11 protein-coding genes are annotated in these 13326 nt (G+C 41.4%); 5 read left to right on the top strand and 6 right to left on the bottom strand.

Annotation, left to right across the window (positions count from 1 at the left end; genetic code table 11):
• The first annotated feature begins 2 nt into the window (after positions 1–2).
• From RM368_RS17405 to RM368_RS17395, 3 genes are read left to right on the top strand one after another with little or no spacing between them, the layout of a single operon-like run.
• Positions 3–1055: a glycosyltransferase gene (locus tag RM368_RS17405; RefSeq protein ID WP_322695212.1), complete on the top strand. Its 1053-nt coding sequence runs from the start codon at positions 3–5 to the stop codon at positions 1053–1055.
• Positions 1021–1671 (top strand): type II secretion system protein, encoded by a 651-nt coding sequence (locus RM368_RS17400; protein WP_322695211.1) that lies wholly within the window; start codon positions 1021–1023, stop codon positions 1669–1671. Before RM368_RS17405 ends, RM368_RS17400 begins: the two co-directional genes overlap by 35 nt.
• A gap of 30 nt (positions 1672–1701) precedes the next feature.
• Positions 1702–2355 carry a TIGR04282 family arsenosugar biosynthesis glycosyltransferase gene (locus RM368_RS17395; RefSeq protein WP_322695210.1) on the top strand — a complete coding sequence of 218 codons (654 nt, stop codon included), beginning with the start codon at positions 1702–1704 and terminating at the stop codon, positions 2353–2355.
• 131 nt (positions 2356–2486) lie between these two features.
• Here the strand turns inward: RM368_RS17395 and RM368_RS17390 are convergent, their stop codons facing one another.
• Positions 2487–3143 (bottom strand): NAD(P)H-binding protein, encoded by a 657-nt coding sequence (locus RM368_RS17390; protein WP_322695209.1) that lies wholly within the window; start codon positions 3141–3143, stop codon positions 2487–2489.
• Between the two features lie 178 nt (positions 3144–3321).
• Here RM368_RS17390 and RM368_RS17385 point away from each other — a divergent pair, with 178 nt between their 5' ends.
• On the top strand, positions 3322–3993 hold the full coding sequence (locus RM368_RS17385; protein WP_322695208.1) for a DUF1997 domain-containing protein: 672 nt from the start codon (positions 3322–3324) through the stop codon (positions 3991–3993).
• 80 nt (positions 3994–4073) lie between these two features.
• Here RM368_RS17385 and RM368_RS17380 read toward each other — a convergent pair whose 3' ends face one another.
• Positions 4074–4544: a DUF4079 domain-containing protein gene (locus tag RM368_RS17380; RefSeq protein ID WP_322695207.1), complete on the bottom strand. Its 471-nt coding sequence runs from the start codon at positions 4542–4544 to the stop codon at positions 4074–4076.
• 187 nt (positions 4545–4731) lie between these two features.
• Here RM368_RS17380 and RM368_RS17375 point away from each other — a divergent pair, with 187 nt between their 5' ends.
• Positions 4732–6012 carry an ankyrin repeat domain-containing protein gene (locus tag RM368_RS17375; protein WP_322695206.1) on the top strand — a complete coding sequence of 427 codons (1281 nt, stop codon included), beginning with the start codon at positions 4732–4734 and terminating at the stop codon, positions 6010–6012.
• A 573-nt stretch (positions 6013–6585) separates the two neighbouring features.
• Here the strand turns inward: RM368_RS17375 and RM368_RS17370 are convergent.
• The 4 genes from RM368_RS17370 to RM368_RS17355 form a co-directional block, all read right to left on the bottom strand.
• The gene (locus RM368_RS17370) at positions 6586–7977 is read right to left on the bottom strand and encodes a PP2C family protein-serine/threonine phosphatase (RefSeq protein ID WP_322695205.1); all 1392 of its coding nucleotides are present in this window, start codon (positions 7975–7977) and stop codon (positions 6586–6588) included.
• Positions 7978–9336: 1359 nt separating this feature from the next.
• Positions 9337–10998 (bottom strand): signal recognition particle-docking protein FtsY, encoded by a 1662-nt coding sequence (ftsY, locus tag RM368_RS17365; protein ID WP_322695204.1) that lies wholly within the window; start codon positions 10996–10998, stop codon positions 9337–9339.
• 255 nt (positions 10999–11253) lie between these two features.
• Positions 11254–11895: a transcription antitermination factor NusB gene (gene nusB, locus RM368_RS17360; RefSeq protein ID WP_322695203.1), complete on the bottom strand. Its 642-nt coding sequence runs from the start codon at positions 11893–11895 to the stop codon at positions 11254–11256.
• Positions 11896–12214: 319 nt separating this feature from the next.
• Positions 12215–12979, bottom strand: a complete 765-nt coding sequence (locus RM368_RS17355; RefSeq protein ID WP_322695202.1) for a DUF502 domain-containing protein — start codon at positions 12977–12979, stop codon at positions 12215–12217.
• Between the last annotated feature and the right edge of the window lie 347 nt (positions 12980–13326).

The raw sequence follows: 13326 nt of genomic DNA, 5'->3' as shown, positions 1-13326 counted from the left end.
CGATGAAAACCAGCAAACCAATACCAAAAATTTCTGTAATCATTCCCACTTATAACAATGAAAAGACTATTAAGTATACAATTGAATCTGTTTTAAATCAAACTTTTACTGACCTAGAATTAATTGTAATTAATGATGGCTCAGAAGACTCAACTCTAGAAGTTGTAACAAAAATCCAAGATTCAAGAATAAAAGTATTTTCCTATTCCAACGCTGGCGGAAACGTCAGTCGTAACCGAGGACTACACCATGCAGTTGGTGAATTTGTTAGTTTTTTAGATGCGGACGATCTTTGGACATCTGATAAACTTCAATCTCAGTTAAAAGCTCTACAAGAAAACGTTACTGCAAAAGTTGCTTATAGTTGGACTGATTATATTGATGAAAATGGTCAATTTTTACTTTCAGGTAAACGGATTAATGTAAATGGAAATGCTTATGAAAAACTGTTATTAAATAACTTTCTAGAAAATGGTTCCAATCCCTTAATTTATAAAGAAGCTTTAATTACATTAAATGGCTTTGATGAATCTCTAAGTGCGGCTCAGGATTGGGATATGTGGCTGCGATTAGCCTCTAACTTTGATTTTATATGTGTACCATCTGTACAAATCTTATATCGCATAAGCGCTAATTCAGTTTCTTCCAATCTTGTCAGGCAGGAAAAAACCTGCTTGCAAGTGCTTGATAGAGCGTATAAGGAAAAACCTTCGACACTTGAGCAGAGTTGGAATATAAGCCTAGCAAATTTATATAAATATCTGACCTGCAAAGCTTTACAAAAACCATTTAATCGGCACAAAAATCTAACCGCTGCTAGATTTCTGTGGAAGTATTTTCTTAACGATCCTGCAAGACTTCAAAATATAAATTTCACCCTAAAATTGTTCTTGAAAATTGTCATAATTTTTACTTTGCCCACCTTGCTTTACAGTATTATTAATCAGCGCGAAGTCAGAAGCGAAGAAGCTGATATGTTGCTTAACATCTGGGTAGTTGAAAATCGACCAGTAAGCAAAAATGGATATCCAGGTGCATTTACGATCTCTAGTTAATGCAAAAAATCTCTTAAGGAATAATCATTTTAACAGTGGTTTTACCTTACCAGAGATGTTAGTAATGATTGTATTAATTGGGATCTTAGCTACACTCGGAATATCCAATTGGCTGGCTTTTGTGGAGACTCGCCGTCTCAACACTAGCCAAAATGAGGTTTATTATGCTATGCGCCAAGCACAAAGCCAAGCCACCAAAGATAAATTGACCAGGCAAACCAGTTTTCGCATACAAAATGGTGTCGTGCAATGGGCAGTTCATCAACCAGAGGCAGGACAATTCATTCCTGATGCTGTTACAAACAATGGTAACCTATGGCATAATCTTGAGCCAAACATTCGCATTGATGAAGAGGAAAACGATAAAGGAAAAAAGGAGACAACTTTACGAAAACACACTTCACAGCAAATGTGGCGAGTTTTATTTAACTATCACGGTTGTCCTATCTCTGAAATTGGAAATCAGTGTACTGTAGGCGGATTAGGACAGATAACTTTCTACAGCTTGAATGGTGGTAAAGCTAGACGTTGTGTTTATGTTTCTACTATTTTGGGGGCCATGCGGACGGGAAAAGATCATACTAGAGCCAACGAAAACGACAAGTATTGCTATTAAGATATTTTTAGTTGTTAAACAAGGTATTGTGTGCTGAACTTACCAGCAAGCCCAAAACAGCACCTGATTATTTTCACTCGCTATCCAGAACCAGGTAGGACAAAAACCCGATTGATACCTGCTTTGGGAAATGTTGGTGCTGCCAATCTTCAACGGGAAATGACTGAGCATACAATATTTCAGGTTCAAGAATTGCAAAAAGCCATTGACATATCTGTGGAAGTGCGTTTTGCAGGTGGCGATTTACAACTTATGCAAGATTGGCTGGGGTTGGATTTGATTTACCAGTCTCAAAGTGAAGGGAATCTAGGTTTGCGCATGGCGCGATCGCTTTTTGATGCTTTTCAATCTGGTGCAGAAAAAGTAATTATCATTGGTACAGATTGTCCTGGAGTGAATGCCCAGATTTTAGCAACAGCCTTTGAGAAGTTACACGCCTTTGACCTCGTACTTGGCCCTGCGCTCGATGGTGGATATTACTTAATTGGTTTGCGCCAATCCATCCCGGAGCTATTCGTTAACATCGAATGGGGAACTGCTCAAGTATTCCAGAAAACCGTGGATATCGCTCAGAAACTTAATTTATCATACGGGGACTTGTTGCCCTTAGCTGATGTCGATCGACCGGAGGATCTGCTAATTTGGGAACAAGCCCTTACAGAAAAGATGGAGCGATCGCTTTAAGGAGCAAAATCAAGGGGCGAATTGAAAAAGTGCGTAGGTAGAGCCATAGGAATCACTTTTTCATAAAGATGCGATCTGACGAGCTTGGGGATGAGAATTAAGAGACAGAAGCAATAAAATTCTGTGGAATATCAGCACTGCTGAAATAGCTCCTTAAAGCTTTTTGAGGCTGCTTCAGGTTTGGCAACAATTTCAACAATTTTATTGCGTGCATCTGCTTCAAACAGCGCCTCAACAGCAACTTGGGCGACTTTCTGTCTGGGAATACTACCATCAAACAGCGTATCTGCACTCTGCATCACGATGCGATCGGAGTTGTCTTCATTCTTCAACCCACCAGGCCGCACAATCGTATAAGTAAGACCACTTTTCTGAATATACTCTTCAGCTTGTTTTTTCCACAACAAAATTAACCAAAACAAGTTGAGCGGATGGAAAAGCCGGGAAGTGCACAAAGAAGAAACTAAGATGAGATGCTCAATTCCCTTTGCCTTAGCAGCATCTACTAAATTTTTAGTCCCTTCAAAATCTACTTTATAGGGGCCAGTGGGGTCAAAGCTAGGTTTTGCCCCAGTCGCAACCAATAAAACTGTGCTATCTGCCAACGCAGCAGTTAAACTTTCTGGTTGTAACACATCGCCTAACACTAATTCGGCTTCAGGAGACAGAATACCCCTAGCTTTCTCTATATCCCGCACCAAGGCTCGGACGGGAATATTCCGCGCTATTAATTCTTGCACAATCCGGCGACCTGTTTCACCTGTTGCCCCTGCTACAAATGCTTTCATGATAAATGCTATCCTGGGAAACTATTGTGTGCTTGTTCAGTTCTTTATTTTAGTAATTCTATGGAGTTACTCGCAGATTAATGAGGTTTCGGTCAAAATGGGATCTGAATGCGAAATGACCCAGGTGTGTGGGGAATCATTAATATAGACTAACGCCAAAATATAGAGTAATGCATTTATGCTTTCAAGAAAAGGCGAATATAAATCCTGGGAAATAACAGAAGCTGTTTTACCTGTAGTGTCCGCCCAAGAAGCTGAGGACACATTAACAGAACCAAATGTAGCGACGCTGACAAAATTTTACGGTCATTATCAAGATTTTATGGAAATGGCTGCCCCAGTAGAGAAGGTTGCTGAGTATCTTAATTCTCACGCCTCATGGTTTTCGCGCTGCGCTGAACCCATGAAGGTACAATCACTTGGGGAAAATGGCTATGGTTTAACAATTGGTCGTTTTGGTTCTTTTGGTTATGAAGTAGAACCGAAAATAGGTTTGGAATTGTTGCCCCCAGAGGAGGGTATTTACCGCATCCGTACAATCCCCATTCCTGACTACCAACCGCCTGGTTATGACGTAGATTATCGGGCATCTCTAGAGTTAAAAGAAACCGATGTTTCCACTAGCATTGATAAGGTTACAAGAGTTGAATGGGAATTGGATTTGATAGTTTATCTTCACTTTCCCCGATTTATTCAGCGATTACCCAAGTCTATAGTTCAATCTACAGGCGATCGCTTACTTAATCAAATTGTCCGCCAAGTCTCCCGCCGCTTAACTCGCAAAGTTCAGGAAGATTTTCATAAATCTTTGGGAATACCGTTTCCTGCTAATTTTAAGCAAAAGCGTTGATAGGATTTCAAAAAATTCAATAATTCTAAATTATTTGTACGTTTGTAGGGTAGCACAGCTGTGCTACCCTACTTTGCTAACTATGCTTGAGTGAGAATTTTTTGGACAATTTGCACGCCAGTAACAGCCTGCCAAGCAAAAAGTCCCAAAAGGGTGAAATTTATCAAAATATGAGTTGCACGTGCCCAATTTGCTCCTTTTTGCATATAAGGGGACAAAGCAGCAGAAAATGCAATCAAACCTGTCATACCCAGTCCTGCTAGTAGGTGAGGCCCGACAAATAACTTTTGGTTATTAATGTAAGTGACAGCCATCCCACCAATCGCACCTGTCACCATCAAAGCTAGGAGTATAGACCCGATTTGGTAGTGTCTAACGTTATATCTACCTTTAATCAGTTCTTTCTTTTCTTCTCCCTGAGCATTTCTGGTACGCTGTAATTGCAATCCCAAATAGGCTGCATAAATTGAGAGTACTAATAGCGCCCACATAAGCACCGGATGGAAGAAGTTCAGCCAATATTTCACCGATGTAGAAAGTTCCAGACTCATCGCGTTCTCGCTTAATAATTAAATCTTCATAAAAATTAGCATAACTCTATTTTCTGTGCTTAAATTTGCACAAATTAAAAGAGACTCGCCCGACTATTTTCCTTTGCCCTCTTGCCAAAGTGGATAAACAATCTCAGACTAAATTTTGAGGGTAGACGAACAAAACCCCCTGTGTGGGATCTCATCCATGACTGAAAACAACAATACTTTGCTGCTCAAAGCTGCTAAAAGTGGTGATATTAAGGGACTGTGTGCGCTACTGGCTGCTGGTGCAAGAGTGGACGCGTGCGATCGCCAAGGCACCACGGCGTTAATGTTTGCTGCGAATTTAGGCTACACCGAAATTGTACGATCGCTGCTTGATGCTGGGGCAAATATCAACTTGCCGAGAAAACTCTATGGTTTAACAGCTTTGATGTTGGCGGCTAGTGCCAAACAGCTTGACATTTTGCAACTTTTACTCTCTAAAGGTGCAGATGTCAATGCCACTAATGAAGATGGCAGTACAGCATTAATGGCAGCAGTCCTCAAAGGTTATATCGATGTAGTGCGAGTTTTATTGGCTGCTGGTGCCGAAGTTAATATTGCTGATAAAGATAATGATACGGCATTGAAACTTGCCGTTAAGCAGGGAAAAATAGAAGTTTTACAAGCAATTCTCCAAACTGGTGTCGATGTCAATATCCCAGATGAAGAGGGTGAGACACTTTTAATGCTAGCGGCAGATTTGGGACATCTGGAGATTGTGGAAGCACTGTTAGCAGCAGGGGCTGATGTGAATGTGAAAAACGCTGATGGTGGAACTGCCCTATCGGCAGCAGCGGCTGGACACAGTGCGATCGTAGCAGCTTTACTAGATCGAGGTGCCCAGATTAATCTTCAAGATCGAGATGGTGAAACTGCCTTACATCTTGCCGTTGTGGAAGGCTACATTGATGTCGTGCAAATATTACTTAACAGGGGTGCAGATGTGCAAATTAGCAACCATCTGGGCGATACACCACTCCTTGTAGCAGCATTGCAGGGACATAGCCAAATTGTTGAGGCACTGGTACGTTCTGGCGGAGATATAAATGGGAAAAGTCTTGGTGAAATACCTTTGACGTTGGCTGCATCACAAGGACACACCCAAACGGTGCAAGTGTTGTTAGATTATGGTGCTGATGTCAATATTCCAGGGGATGATGGCAAAACTGCTTTGATCAAGGCAACCGAACGCCAACACAAAGAGATCGTACATTTGCTGCTAGCAAAGGGGGCAGATGTGAATTTTCAAGACTCAGCAAGGGCCACATCATTGATGTGGGCGGCTTCAGGAGGTTATGGCGAAATTGTGCAGTTATTACTTCAAGCTGGGGCAGATGTGAATTTGAAAAACCGGGGCGGTTATACTGCTTTGATGATTGCAGAATTTAATGGTTATAAGAATGTGGTGCGGAGTCTGCAAAAAGCTGGGGCGCAAGAATAGCGATTTAATTTCCTCATCTAAAATATTTTCCAGAAATATCTTGACAAATTATTAAATGAAGTTTATGGCTGAAATATCAAGGAAGTTTAAAAAACCAAATCTAGGACGAATAAACAAAGAAAGCAAAACTCCGTCGTAGCTGTTGTGAACTTGCTACGGCGGAGAAAGAAAAAATTAAAACGCTAAAAGGGAGCAGACCAAATGCTTGCGTCACAAGGATAGAAAGAAAGCAAAAATGAAGAAGTAAATTTACCTTTTACTTTTTACCTTGTAAATTTTACCTTTTACCTGCTCTCCCCCTTGGCGTTTCCTACTGTGCTAGATGTGCAAAATATATAGTTTTTAATTGAACAGAAAAGTATTCTAACGATCATTTTTTATGTATTATCCTAAAAGCTAAATACAAACAAGTTCACAAAAAAGGCTGATGTGCAACCATTTGGGCGATCGCTATGAAAATTCAAAGAAAAATAAATAAAAAATTAAATTTAGTGTAATCACTGTGGTGAATCCTCTGTCACCATAAACTCAAGCATTGACTAATGGACTCGATCGAGTATAAATAGCCAACGATTATAAGATTTGCAGAACAACTAGTGTCATATCATCAGTGTTTTGTTTATCAGCACCGATGAATTGCTGAACTTGGTCAAATAGGTAATCTACAATCTCCTCTGGCCCATTGCAGTATTTACAAGCAGTATTGAAGCCAGTAACAAAATTGTCTTCATCGAAGCGATCGCCACCAGCAGCAGCAGCATCAGTTAAGCCATCTGTATAGTAAATAATTGTATCTCCAGGCTCTAACTGTGCCTGGGCATCTTCATATTGGCTGTTAGCATCCAAACCGATTAACATTCCCAAAGTATCTAAACGGGTGACAGTTTTTGTCGCTGCGTGCCACCATAAAGGAGGATTGTGTGCCGCATTGCTATAAGACAGAATTCGGCTGTAGGGGTTATATTCTGAGTAAAATAGTGTTACAAAGCGATGGGAATTTTCCAAATCCGCATACATAACTCTATTTAAGTTTTGTAGAATTCCGGCTGGGGAATTACCATGTAGCACTTCTCCCCGTAGCATTCCCCGCATCATCGTCATAATCAGCCCAGCGGGGACACCTTTGCCCATGACATCTCCAATAACCAAACCCCAGCGGCTAGTTTCGCTGCCACCTTTGATCTTGGGCTGAATCTTATTATGATTGGTAGCAATAAAGTCGTAGTAGTCTCCGCCGACGCGATTGGCAGGTTTACAGCGTGCAGCCAGGACTGCACCAGGAATTGTCGGACATTGACGTGGTAGAAGTCGCCGTTGAATTTCTGCGCCAATTTCTAATTCTTGGTCTAAGCGTTCTTTTTTTCTTAGTTCTACAGCTAGTTCATCGTTTTCGATCGCTACTGCTGTTTGGTCTGCCACTAACCTAACTAACTTTTGCCTGGTTTCTGTCCAACTATATTCTGGATCGCGGCTCAAGACATAGAGCCATCCCCGTTCTGTATGCTTTACCAGAATCGCCGTACCAAAGATTTGCACATCTGGCCCCAAATAGCGATGCATCTGGTCATCCAAAATCCCCGTGGCATTCGCTAGGGGGGCAGCATTGGGTAAAAGCGTGATTTGACTACTGGCTATTTCTAGCGCTTTGCGGATATTTTTGCGCTGGCCACTATCTTGCCAATGTAACTGTTCTAACCTGACTTGACCATTAGGTTTGTAGAGAAACAGGGCGCTACCGTCTGCATCTGTCACTCTTGTTGCCATCAGCGGAATCAGTTCCAAAAACTGATTCAAATTATTGAAACTTCTCAGGGCAAATCCTAAAGAACTTAGCAAATCTTGAATTTTGTTCTGTTCTCGGTGTAACCTTGCCACGAGTTCTTTGAGTGCCACGACTGGTGTGACATCCGTCGCGGCACTACTACTATTATCAATGGGTTGAGAGGGCAGTTGAGACACAGGCACGGGTATTATTGCACTTTATATTGGCAGATTTTAGATTATTTATAAATCTTTTGGCTTTGGCTTTGCTAAACCATATTTAGACAAGACTTGCCATTTTAGCAAGAGTATAAAGACGTAACAGGCAAATTTTATAAGTATTTTATTTGCTTATTGTATTTTTGATGGAATATTAGTTATTTCAAATCATGTATTTTTAGTCCAAATTCTACCCGTAAAAATTACTAGTTTTGCCGATCTATCAGAAAAATTTTCATTTTCTCATAACTTAATTACCAAAGCATATCTCTAAAGTCATAAAAATACTTTATTCAAAGAATAATTTCTAACGCTCTCAGAGGGACTTTTTGGGCAGAAGCAACTAGAAGACTAGAAGTTTTTTGAGTAAAAAGCTCTATAAGCGCTCAAATCAAGCTTGATTTGCTCAAAAACAGAACTACACTCGTTCCCAAACCTGAGAATATGTTAATAATTTTTCAAATACTTAATTTGTATACCATAAATGCTCGGATAATCGCCAAGATTGAGCTTTTCCATTTTTCATTTCTCGTTTTGTGAATTTTGATTTGCTGAATACGCAAAATTTAAATCCATCAAAACTGCATAAAAGTGAACTAACTCTATCTTCTTAGTCAGAGATAACAGAGTTAAACCATTAGCCTGTAATTTATTCTAGGGGTAAGTCATTTGGTAAGTGTAAGATATGAATAGAAGAGATGACACTAAAAATAGAAGAAATATCTTCTAAGAACTTTAAGTCAAAATTCAGAAAGAGTCTTTTCATTTAACCATTAAAACTCCAACCTTTCGATAGACGTTGCACGAGTAAGTAGCCATAGCCAATACCAAACACCTACGGAGGAATAAACCTCCCGCAGCGCTGAAATTACTCGCGTTAGTACCCAAACGTACTGCTCACCATTGGGACTGCTGTCTATCCCACAATAGAGTTGTATTTGTGGGGATGAGCGTCTCGATTCCCTTTTCAATTGCTGCAAGATGAAAGTCTAAGGGATTTTGTATGTCGCAACTAAATATCGTGCTGCTACATTTAAAAAGCCCATTTCAGACCTCAAAAAGGGCATTAGCTAGAAATTTTAGCAAAAGTCACCTATTTATTGTGACAAATTCATAATTTTAGGACTTGAGCTGTTTCTAGTTAGTTCAAGTGATAATACCAGATCGTTCATCCCTAAATTTATCAGCTTTAAGACTTACGCAAAAATAACTAAAAAGCTTAATTTATCGAACCTCCTTCTCTGTCAGAGTCTGATGCCAACGCGCAGTATCTCCCAGAGAATAATACAATATTGCGTAAGTCCTAAGTTTGCTAAGAAAAATTTTTAACTCAAAATTTTTCAATTAACCACTCAAAAGAGCTTCGACAAACTCATAGCTTGAAAAGGGGCGTAGGTCTTCAATTCCTTCGCCAGCACCAATAAAGCGAATGGGTAAACCTAGCTGCTGTACAACGGCAAGGGCAACGCCGCCTTTAGCAGTGCCATCTAGCTTGGTTAAGACAACACCACTGAGTTGGGCAGCTTGGGAAAAAACTTCAGCTTGCCGCAGTCCATTTTGACCTAAAGTTGCATCTAGAACCAAAAGAGATTCTACTTTGGCATCTGGGGCTTTTTTGTCGATAATTCGCCGGATTTTACCGAGTTCGTCCATTAAATTTTTCTTGTTTTGCAGTCGCCCAGCTGTATCTACCAGAAGTAATTCGGTTTGACGCGCTTGAGCGGCTGCGATCGCATCAAATACAACTGCTGCCGGATCTGTATTTTTTCCCGGATTGGCAATTACATCCACGCCACTTCTACTACCCCAAACCTTTACTTGTTCCACTGCGGCAGCGCGGAAGGTGTCTGCTGCGCCAATCAAGCATTTATAGCCAGATTTTTGTCCCAGATGGGCGATTTTGCCGATGGTAGTGGTTTTACCGGCACCATTGACCCCGGTAATTAACCATATATTTAAGGTTTCTTTTTCTGGGGTAAAAGTAGTTTTGTGGGATGTTTTACTCGGTGCATCCAGCATATCCCGGAGGATTTTTTTCAGGAAAGCGATCGCTTCTTCAGGTGCGGTAACTTCTTCTCGCAGTTTTGTCTGTAAGGCATTGATAATAAAGTCTGTCGCCTCTACACCAACATCAGCTTGCAAAAGCAACGCTTCAATTTCCGTCACAGCAGCAAGATTTAGCGGCCCTTGACCAACGATCGCCTTCAGTTGATTGAGAATACTACGGCGAGTTTTGTCTAACCCTTGCCGGAGCTTTTTCAGCCAGGTAATTTCTTCAATAGAAACGTCTTCTGCACTCCTACCTTGAGCTGCTAGAACTTTCGCTGACCAGACAAACCCATCATCAAAAACCAATCCGGGAATTTCCTCTTTTGTTTCTGAGGTTGTCGCTACTGGGTGTACTACCTCCGGTTCTGGAACTTCAATGGCGGTGGCTATTAGTTGTTCTAGCTTGGCTTGCCGTTCTGCCGCCGCCCGTTCTAAAAAGGATAAGTTAGCTGGTGCTGTTGGCTGTGTTGCCTCTGGCGTAGCTAGTGGTTCGGTAGGTGTTGGTTCAACTTCGCTTGCCGTGAGTTCTGTGGTGGAAACATCAGGCTGTTCAGCAATTGCTGCCACTGAAGAATCTTCTGTAATTTTTTTCTCACTAGCAGCTTGGATAACTTCTGGCTGTGCTGTTTCTACGGTTGTATTAGTAGCTTCTGGTTCGGTTATTTCCGCAGTTGCCGTTTCTGCGGTTTCAGGTTGTATTGATGGTGCTAAGGTATCTGCTGGATCGGGTGGGGTTTCTACTACCTCGACTTGCTGTTTTTGCTGAATATTTTTGTAAGCAGCTTTCGCAAATGCCAATAAATCTGCCGTTGTGTCTGGTGTAGTTTCAGCAGTTGGTGTTGAGGTTTCGGCTGGCTCTGGTTGGGGTTCTTTTGCAGGAGGAGTTTCTTCCTGTTTATTATCAGAGGGAGTGTTAGAGGAATCGTTATGTTGACGACGGAACCAATTAAAAACCATTGCAGCAGTATTAGTTATATGAGTTATTAAGTTATAAATTATGAGTTTAATTTAACTTTGTACTTTTTCTTGGAGTGAAAACTTCCGGGTTATCCTCACCTTTCAACGCCAGTTTAAAGAAAATCCTTACAACAAGAGGTTTCCTCTGTTTGCGCAGCATCTCACTTTGGAAGAGATTCCGCTTGGAAGAAGCCGCAGAAGGGGCTACAGACTTTTTCCCACGGCAGTAAAGAAATTATGAATTCCGCGGCAGTACTACGCAGTTTTTTTCTGCTCAGTGACTCGGCGCAGAACACCGTTAATAAACCGATGACCATCGTCTCCACTGTAGCGTTTGGCTAGCTCCACAGCTTCGTTGATGGCGATACTGTCTGGAACTCCCAAGAACTTCATTTCTGCCACGGCAATTTGCAAAATATCGCGGTCAATTTGGGCAAGACGAGTTACTTGCCAATCTACTAAGGCAGCAGATATGAGTTCATCTATAATGTTTCGATTTTCGTTGACGGTGATTACAAGCTCTTTAGCGTAATTCCGAACTCCCTTGTCTTGATTAGCTAATTGAATCAATACTGGGAAATCAACTGCTGTACCCAACTGATTGATTGCTGTCTGGGTGCAGGCGATCGCTTCTTGAAGCATTGTTCTGGCAGTATTGAGGTCGGAGGCCCGAGTTTGGCTGCTTAAGAGGCGATCGTTACTGCGTTGCAGCTCACCTGCGGCATTATCAAGGGTATCTTGTACCTCTGAGGTCAGAGTGCGTACTGCACCTAGTACCAACTTAGATACTAGTTGATCGTCTTCCAATTTCTCTAATTTCTTGGGGTTGACTGGCAATTGGCTAAGGCTTAAAAGCGCCAATTCACGAGCAATTTGCTGGGGTTTACGAGGTTGCATAAAACTGAGGGGTGATTGTGCAAGAACGGAATTAACTAGGCAAGACAAACTTACAAGCCTATCAATTTTGGCACAGTTAAACAACATTACGCATTTGCTTGTGACTCTATGCCAGATTGATTCCAGAGAGGCTGAGAAAAAGCTTGTACTTTGCCTCAGCCAAATGCCTTGGAAGGGCGGGGCTTCATACCCATATTCCACAACGCTTGTCGGAGAGGGGAAGGGCTTGCTCCTCTTGCTCCCTGCCCCCTGCCCCTCTGCCTCTTCGGTGAGCTGCTATTCTTTATTCCAACCTCCTGCCTTCTGCTTTCTGCCTTCTTCACGTTTCTTCAACGGGAATAACCTGCTGCTCGATCTCTTTGTGTTTCACTTCCAATGTGGACTCTTTGGAGAAAACCAAAGGCGTATTGGAGGCGACAATGCCACCTGATACAACTATTTTAAAGGCGTCTTCAATCGACATAGAAAGGTTCACAACCTCGTCTTCAGGAACGACTGCGTACCATCCAGTAGTCGGATTTGGGGTGGTGGGGATAAAGACACTTAACACGGGGCGAGACATCTGGGCTTGGATATCACTGCTGATTGCACCAGTAACAAAAGCGATCGCCCAAATTCCTCGGCGGGGATACTCTACCAAAATTACCCGGCGAAACTTGCCATTAGAATCTTTTAGTATTGTTTCTAAAAGCTGTTTGAGAGTTTTGTATACCTGTCCGGCTAAAGGAATTGCCTGTAATAATTGCTCACCAAAATCTAACAACCACCGCCCAGCTATATTCCGAGCCATCAAGCCCATCAGTAATATACTTAGTAGTGGTACAGCTAATCCTACTAATAAATTAAGTATATTTACTAAAAATGGATTTAACCCATCAAAGGGATTCAATTGTTTGGGAATTTGGGTGAGGAAGTTGATTACCCAAGTCGCAATGGTAATTGTCAACCAGATAGTAGTTGCCAGGGGAATTACTACCAACAAACCAGCAATCAGGTCGTTTTTTAAGTCCTGTTTTAGGCGATTGATTACCAAGCCTCGATTCTCCTGTTTTAAGCTAGAGGAACTTTTGTTATTCGTATCCATACCAGCAGATTCGTCAAATTCCGAAGGCTTTAACTTTGGCAGATTCTGCCGCAAGTAACTGTCTAAAACGCTAGCAAGTTGCTTGCTGCTGGAAATCAGCTATTTTCCTATAAGCATACACATAGACATTAACCAATCCCATGGCGACTGGTTATTCTTAGAGGATGTTACTTTTATTTATAAAAACTGTAAAGAATTGTTGCAGTTTCTTAGTTATTATTAATTTATCGCGCTTAATCACAAGCTGCTTATGATTGTGAAAGTACTACAGGATAAACTAATAAATTATTTTATCTGGTCAGTCACTCACATTTGAGCAAAGGTGGCTTTTATGAAAAGATTCTGTT

It is taken from the genome of Nostoc sp. DedSLP03 (assembly GCF_034530815.1).
In the GTDB taxonomy this organism is placed as follows: Bacteria; Cyanobacteriota; Cyanobacteriia; order Cyanobacteriales; family Nostocaceae; genus Nostoc.
Note: the sequence above shows the minus strand (reverse complement) of the source record. Positions and strands in the feature narration are given on the sequence as shown.

Excerpts from the sequence above, each read along its gene's own strand:
- RM368_RS17405 (WP_322695212.1), top strand. The coding sequence starts at position 3 with ATGAAAACCAGCAAACCAATACCAAAAATTTCTGTAATCATTCCCACT.
- RM368_RS17400 (WP_322695211.1), top strand. The coding sequence starts at position 1,021 with ATGGATATCCAGGTGCATTTACGATCTCTAGTTAATGCAAAAAATCTC.
- RM368_RS17390 (WP_322695209.1), bottom strand. The coding sequence starts at position 3,143 with ATGAAAGCATTTGTAGCAGGGGCAACAGGTGAAACAGGTCGCCGGATT.
- RM368_RS17385 (WP_322695208.1), top strand. The coding sequence starts at position 3,322 with ATGCTTTCAAGAAAAGGCGAATATAAATCCTGGGAAATAACAGAAGCT.
- RM368_RS17380 (WP_322695207.1), bottom strand. The coding sequence starts at position 4,544 with ATGAGTCTGGAACTTTCTACATCGGTGAAATATTGGCTGAACTTCTTC.
- RM368_RS17375 (WP_322695206.1), top strand. The coding sequence starts at position 4,732 with ATGACTGAAAACAACAATACTTTGCTGCTCAAAGCTGCTAAAAGTGGT.
- ftsY (WP_322695204.1), bottom strand. The coding sequence starts at position 10,998 with ATGGTTTTTAATTGGTTCCGTCGTCAACATAACGATTCCTCTAACACT.
- nusB (WP_322695203.1), bottom strand. The coding sequence starts at position 11,895 with ATGCAACCTCGTAAACCCCAGCAAATTGCTCGTGAATTGGCGCTTTTA.
- RM368_RS17355 (WP_322695202.1), bottom strand. The coding sequence starts at position 12,979 with ATGGATACGAATAACAAAAGTTCCTCTAGCTTAAAACAGGAGAATCGA.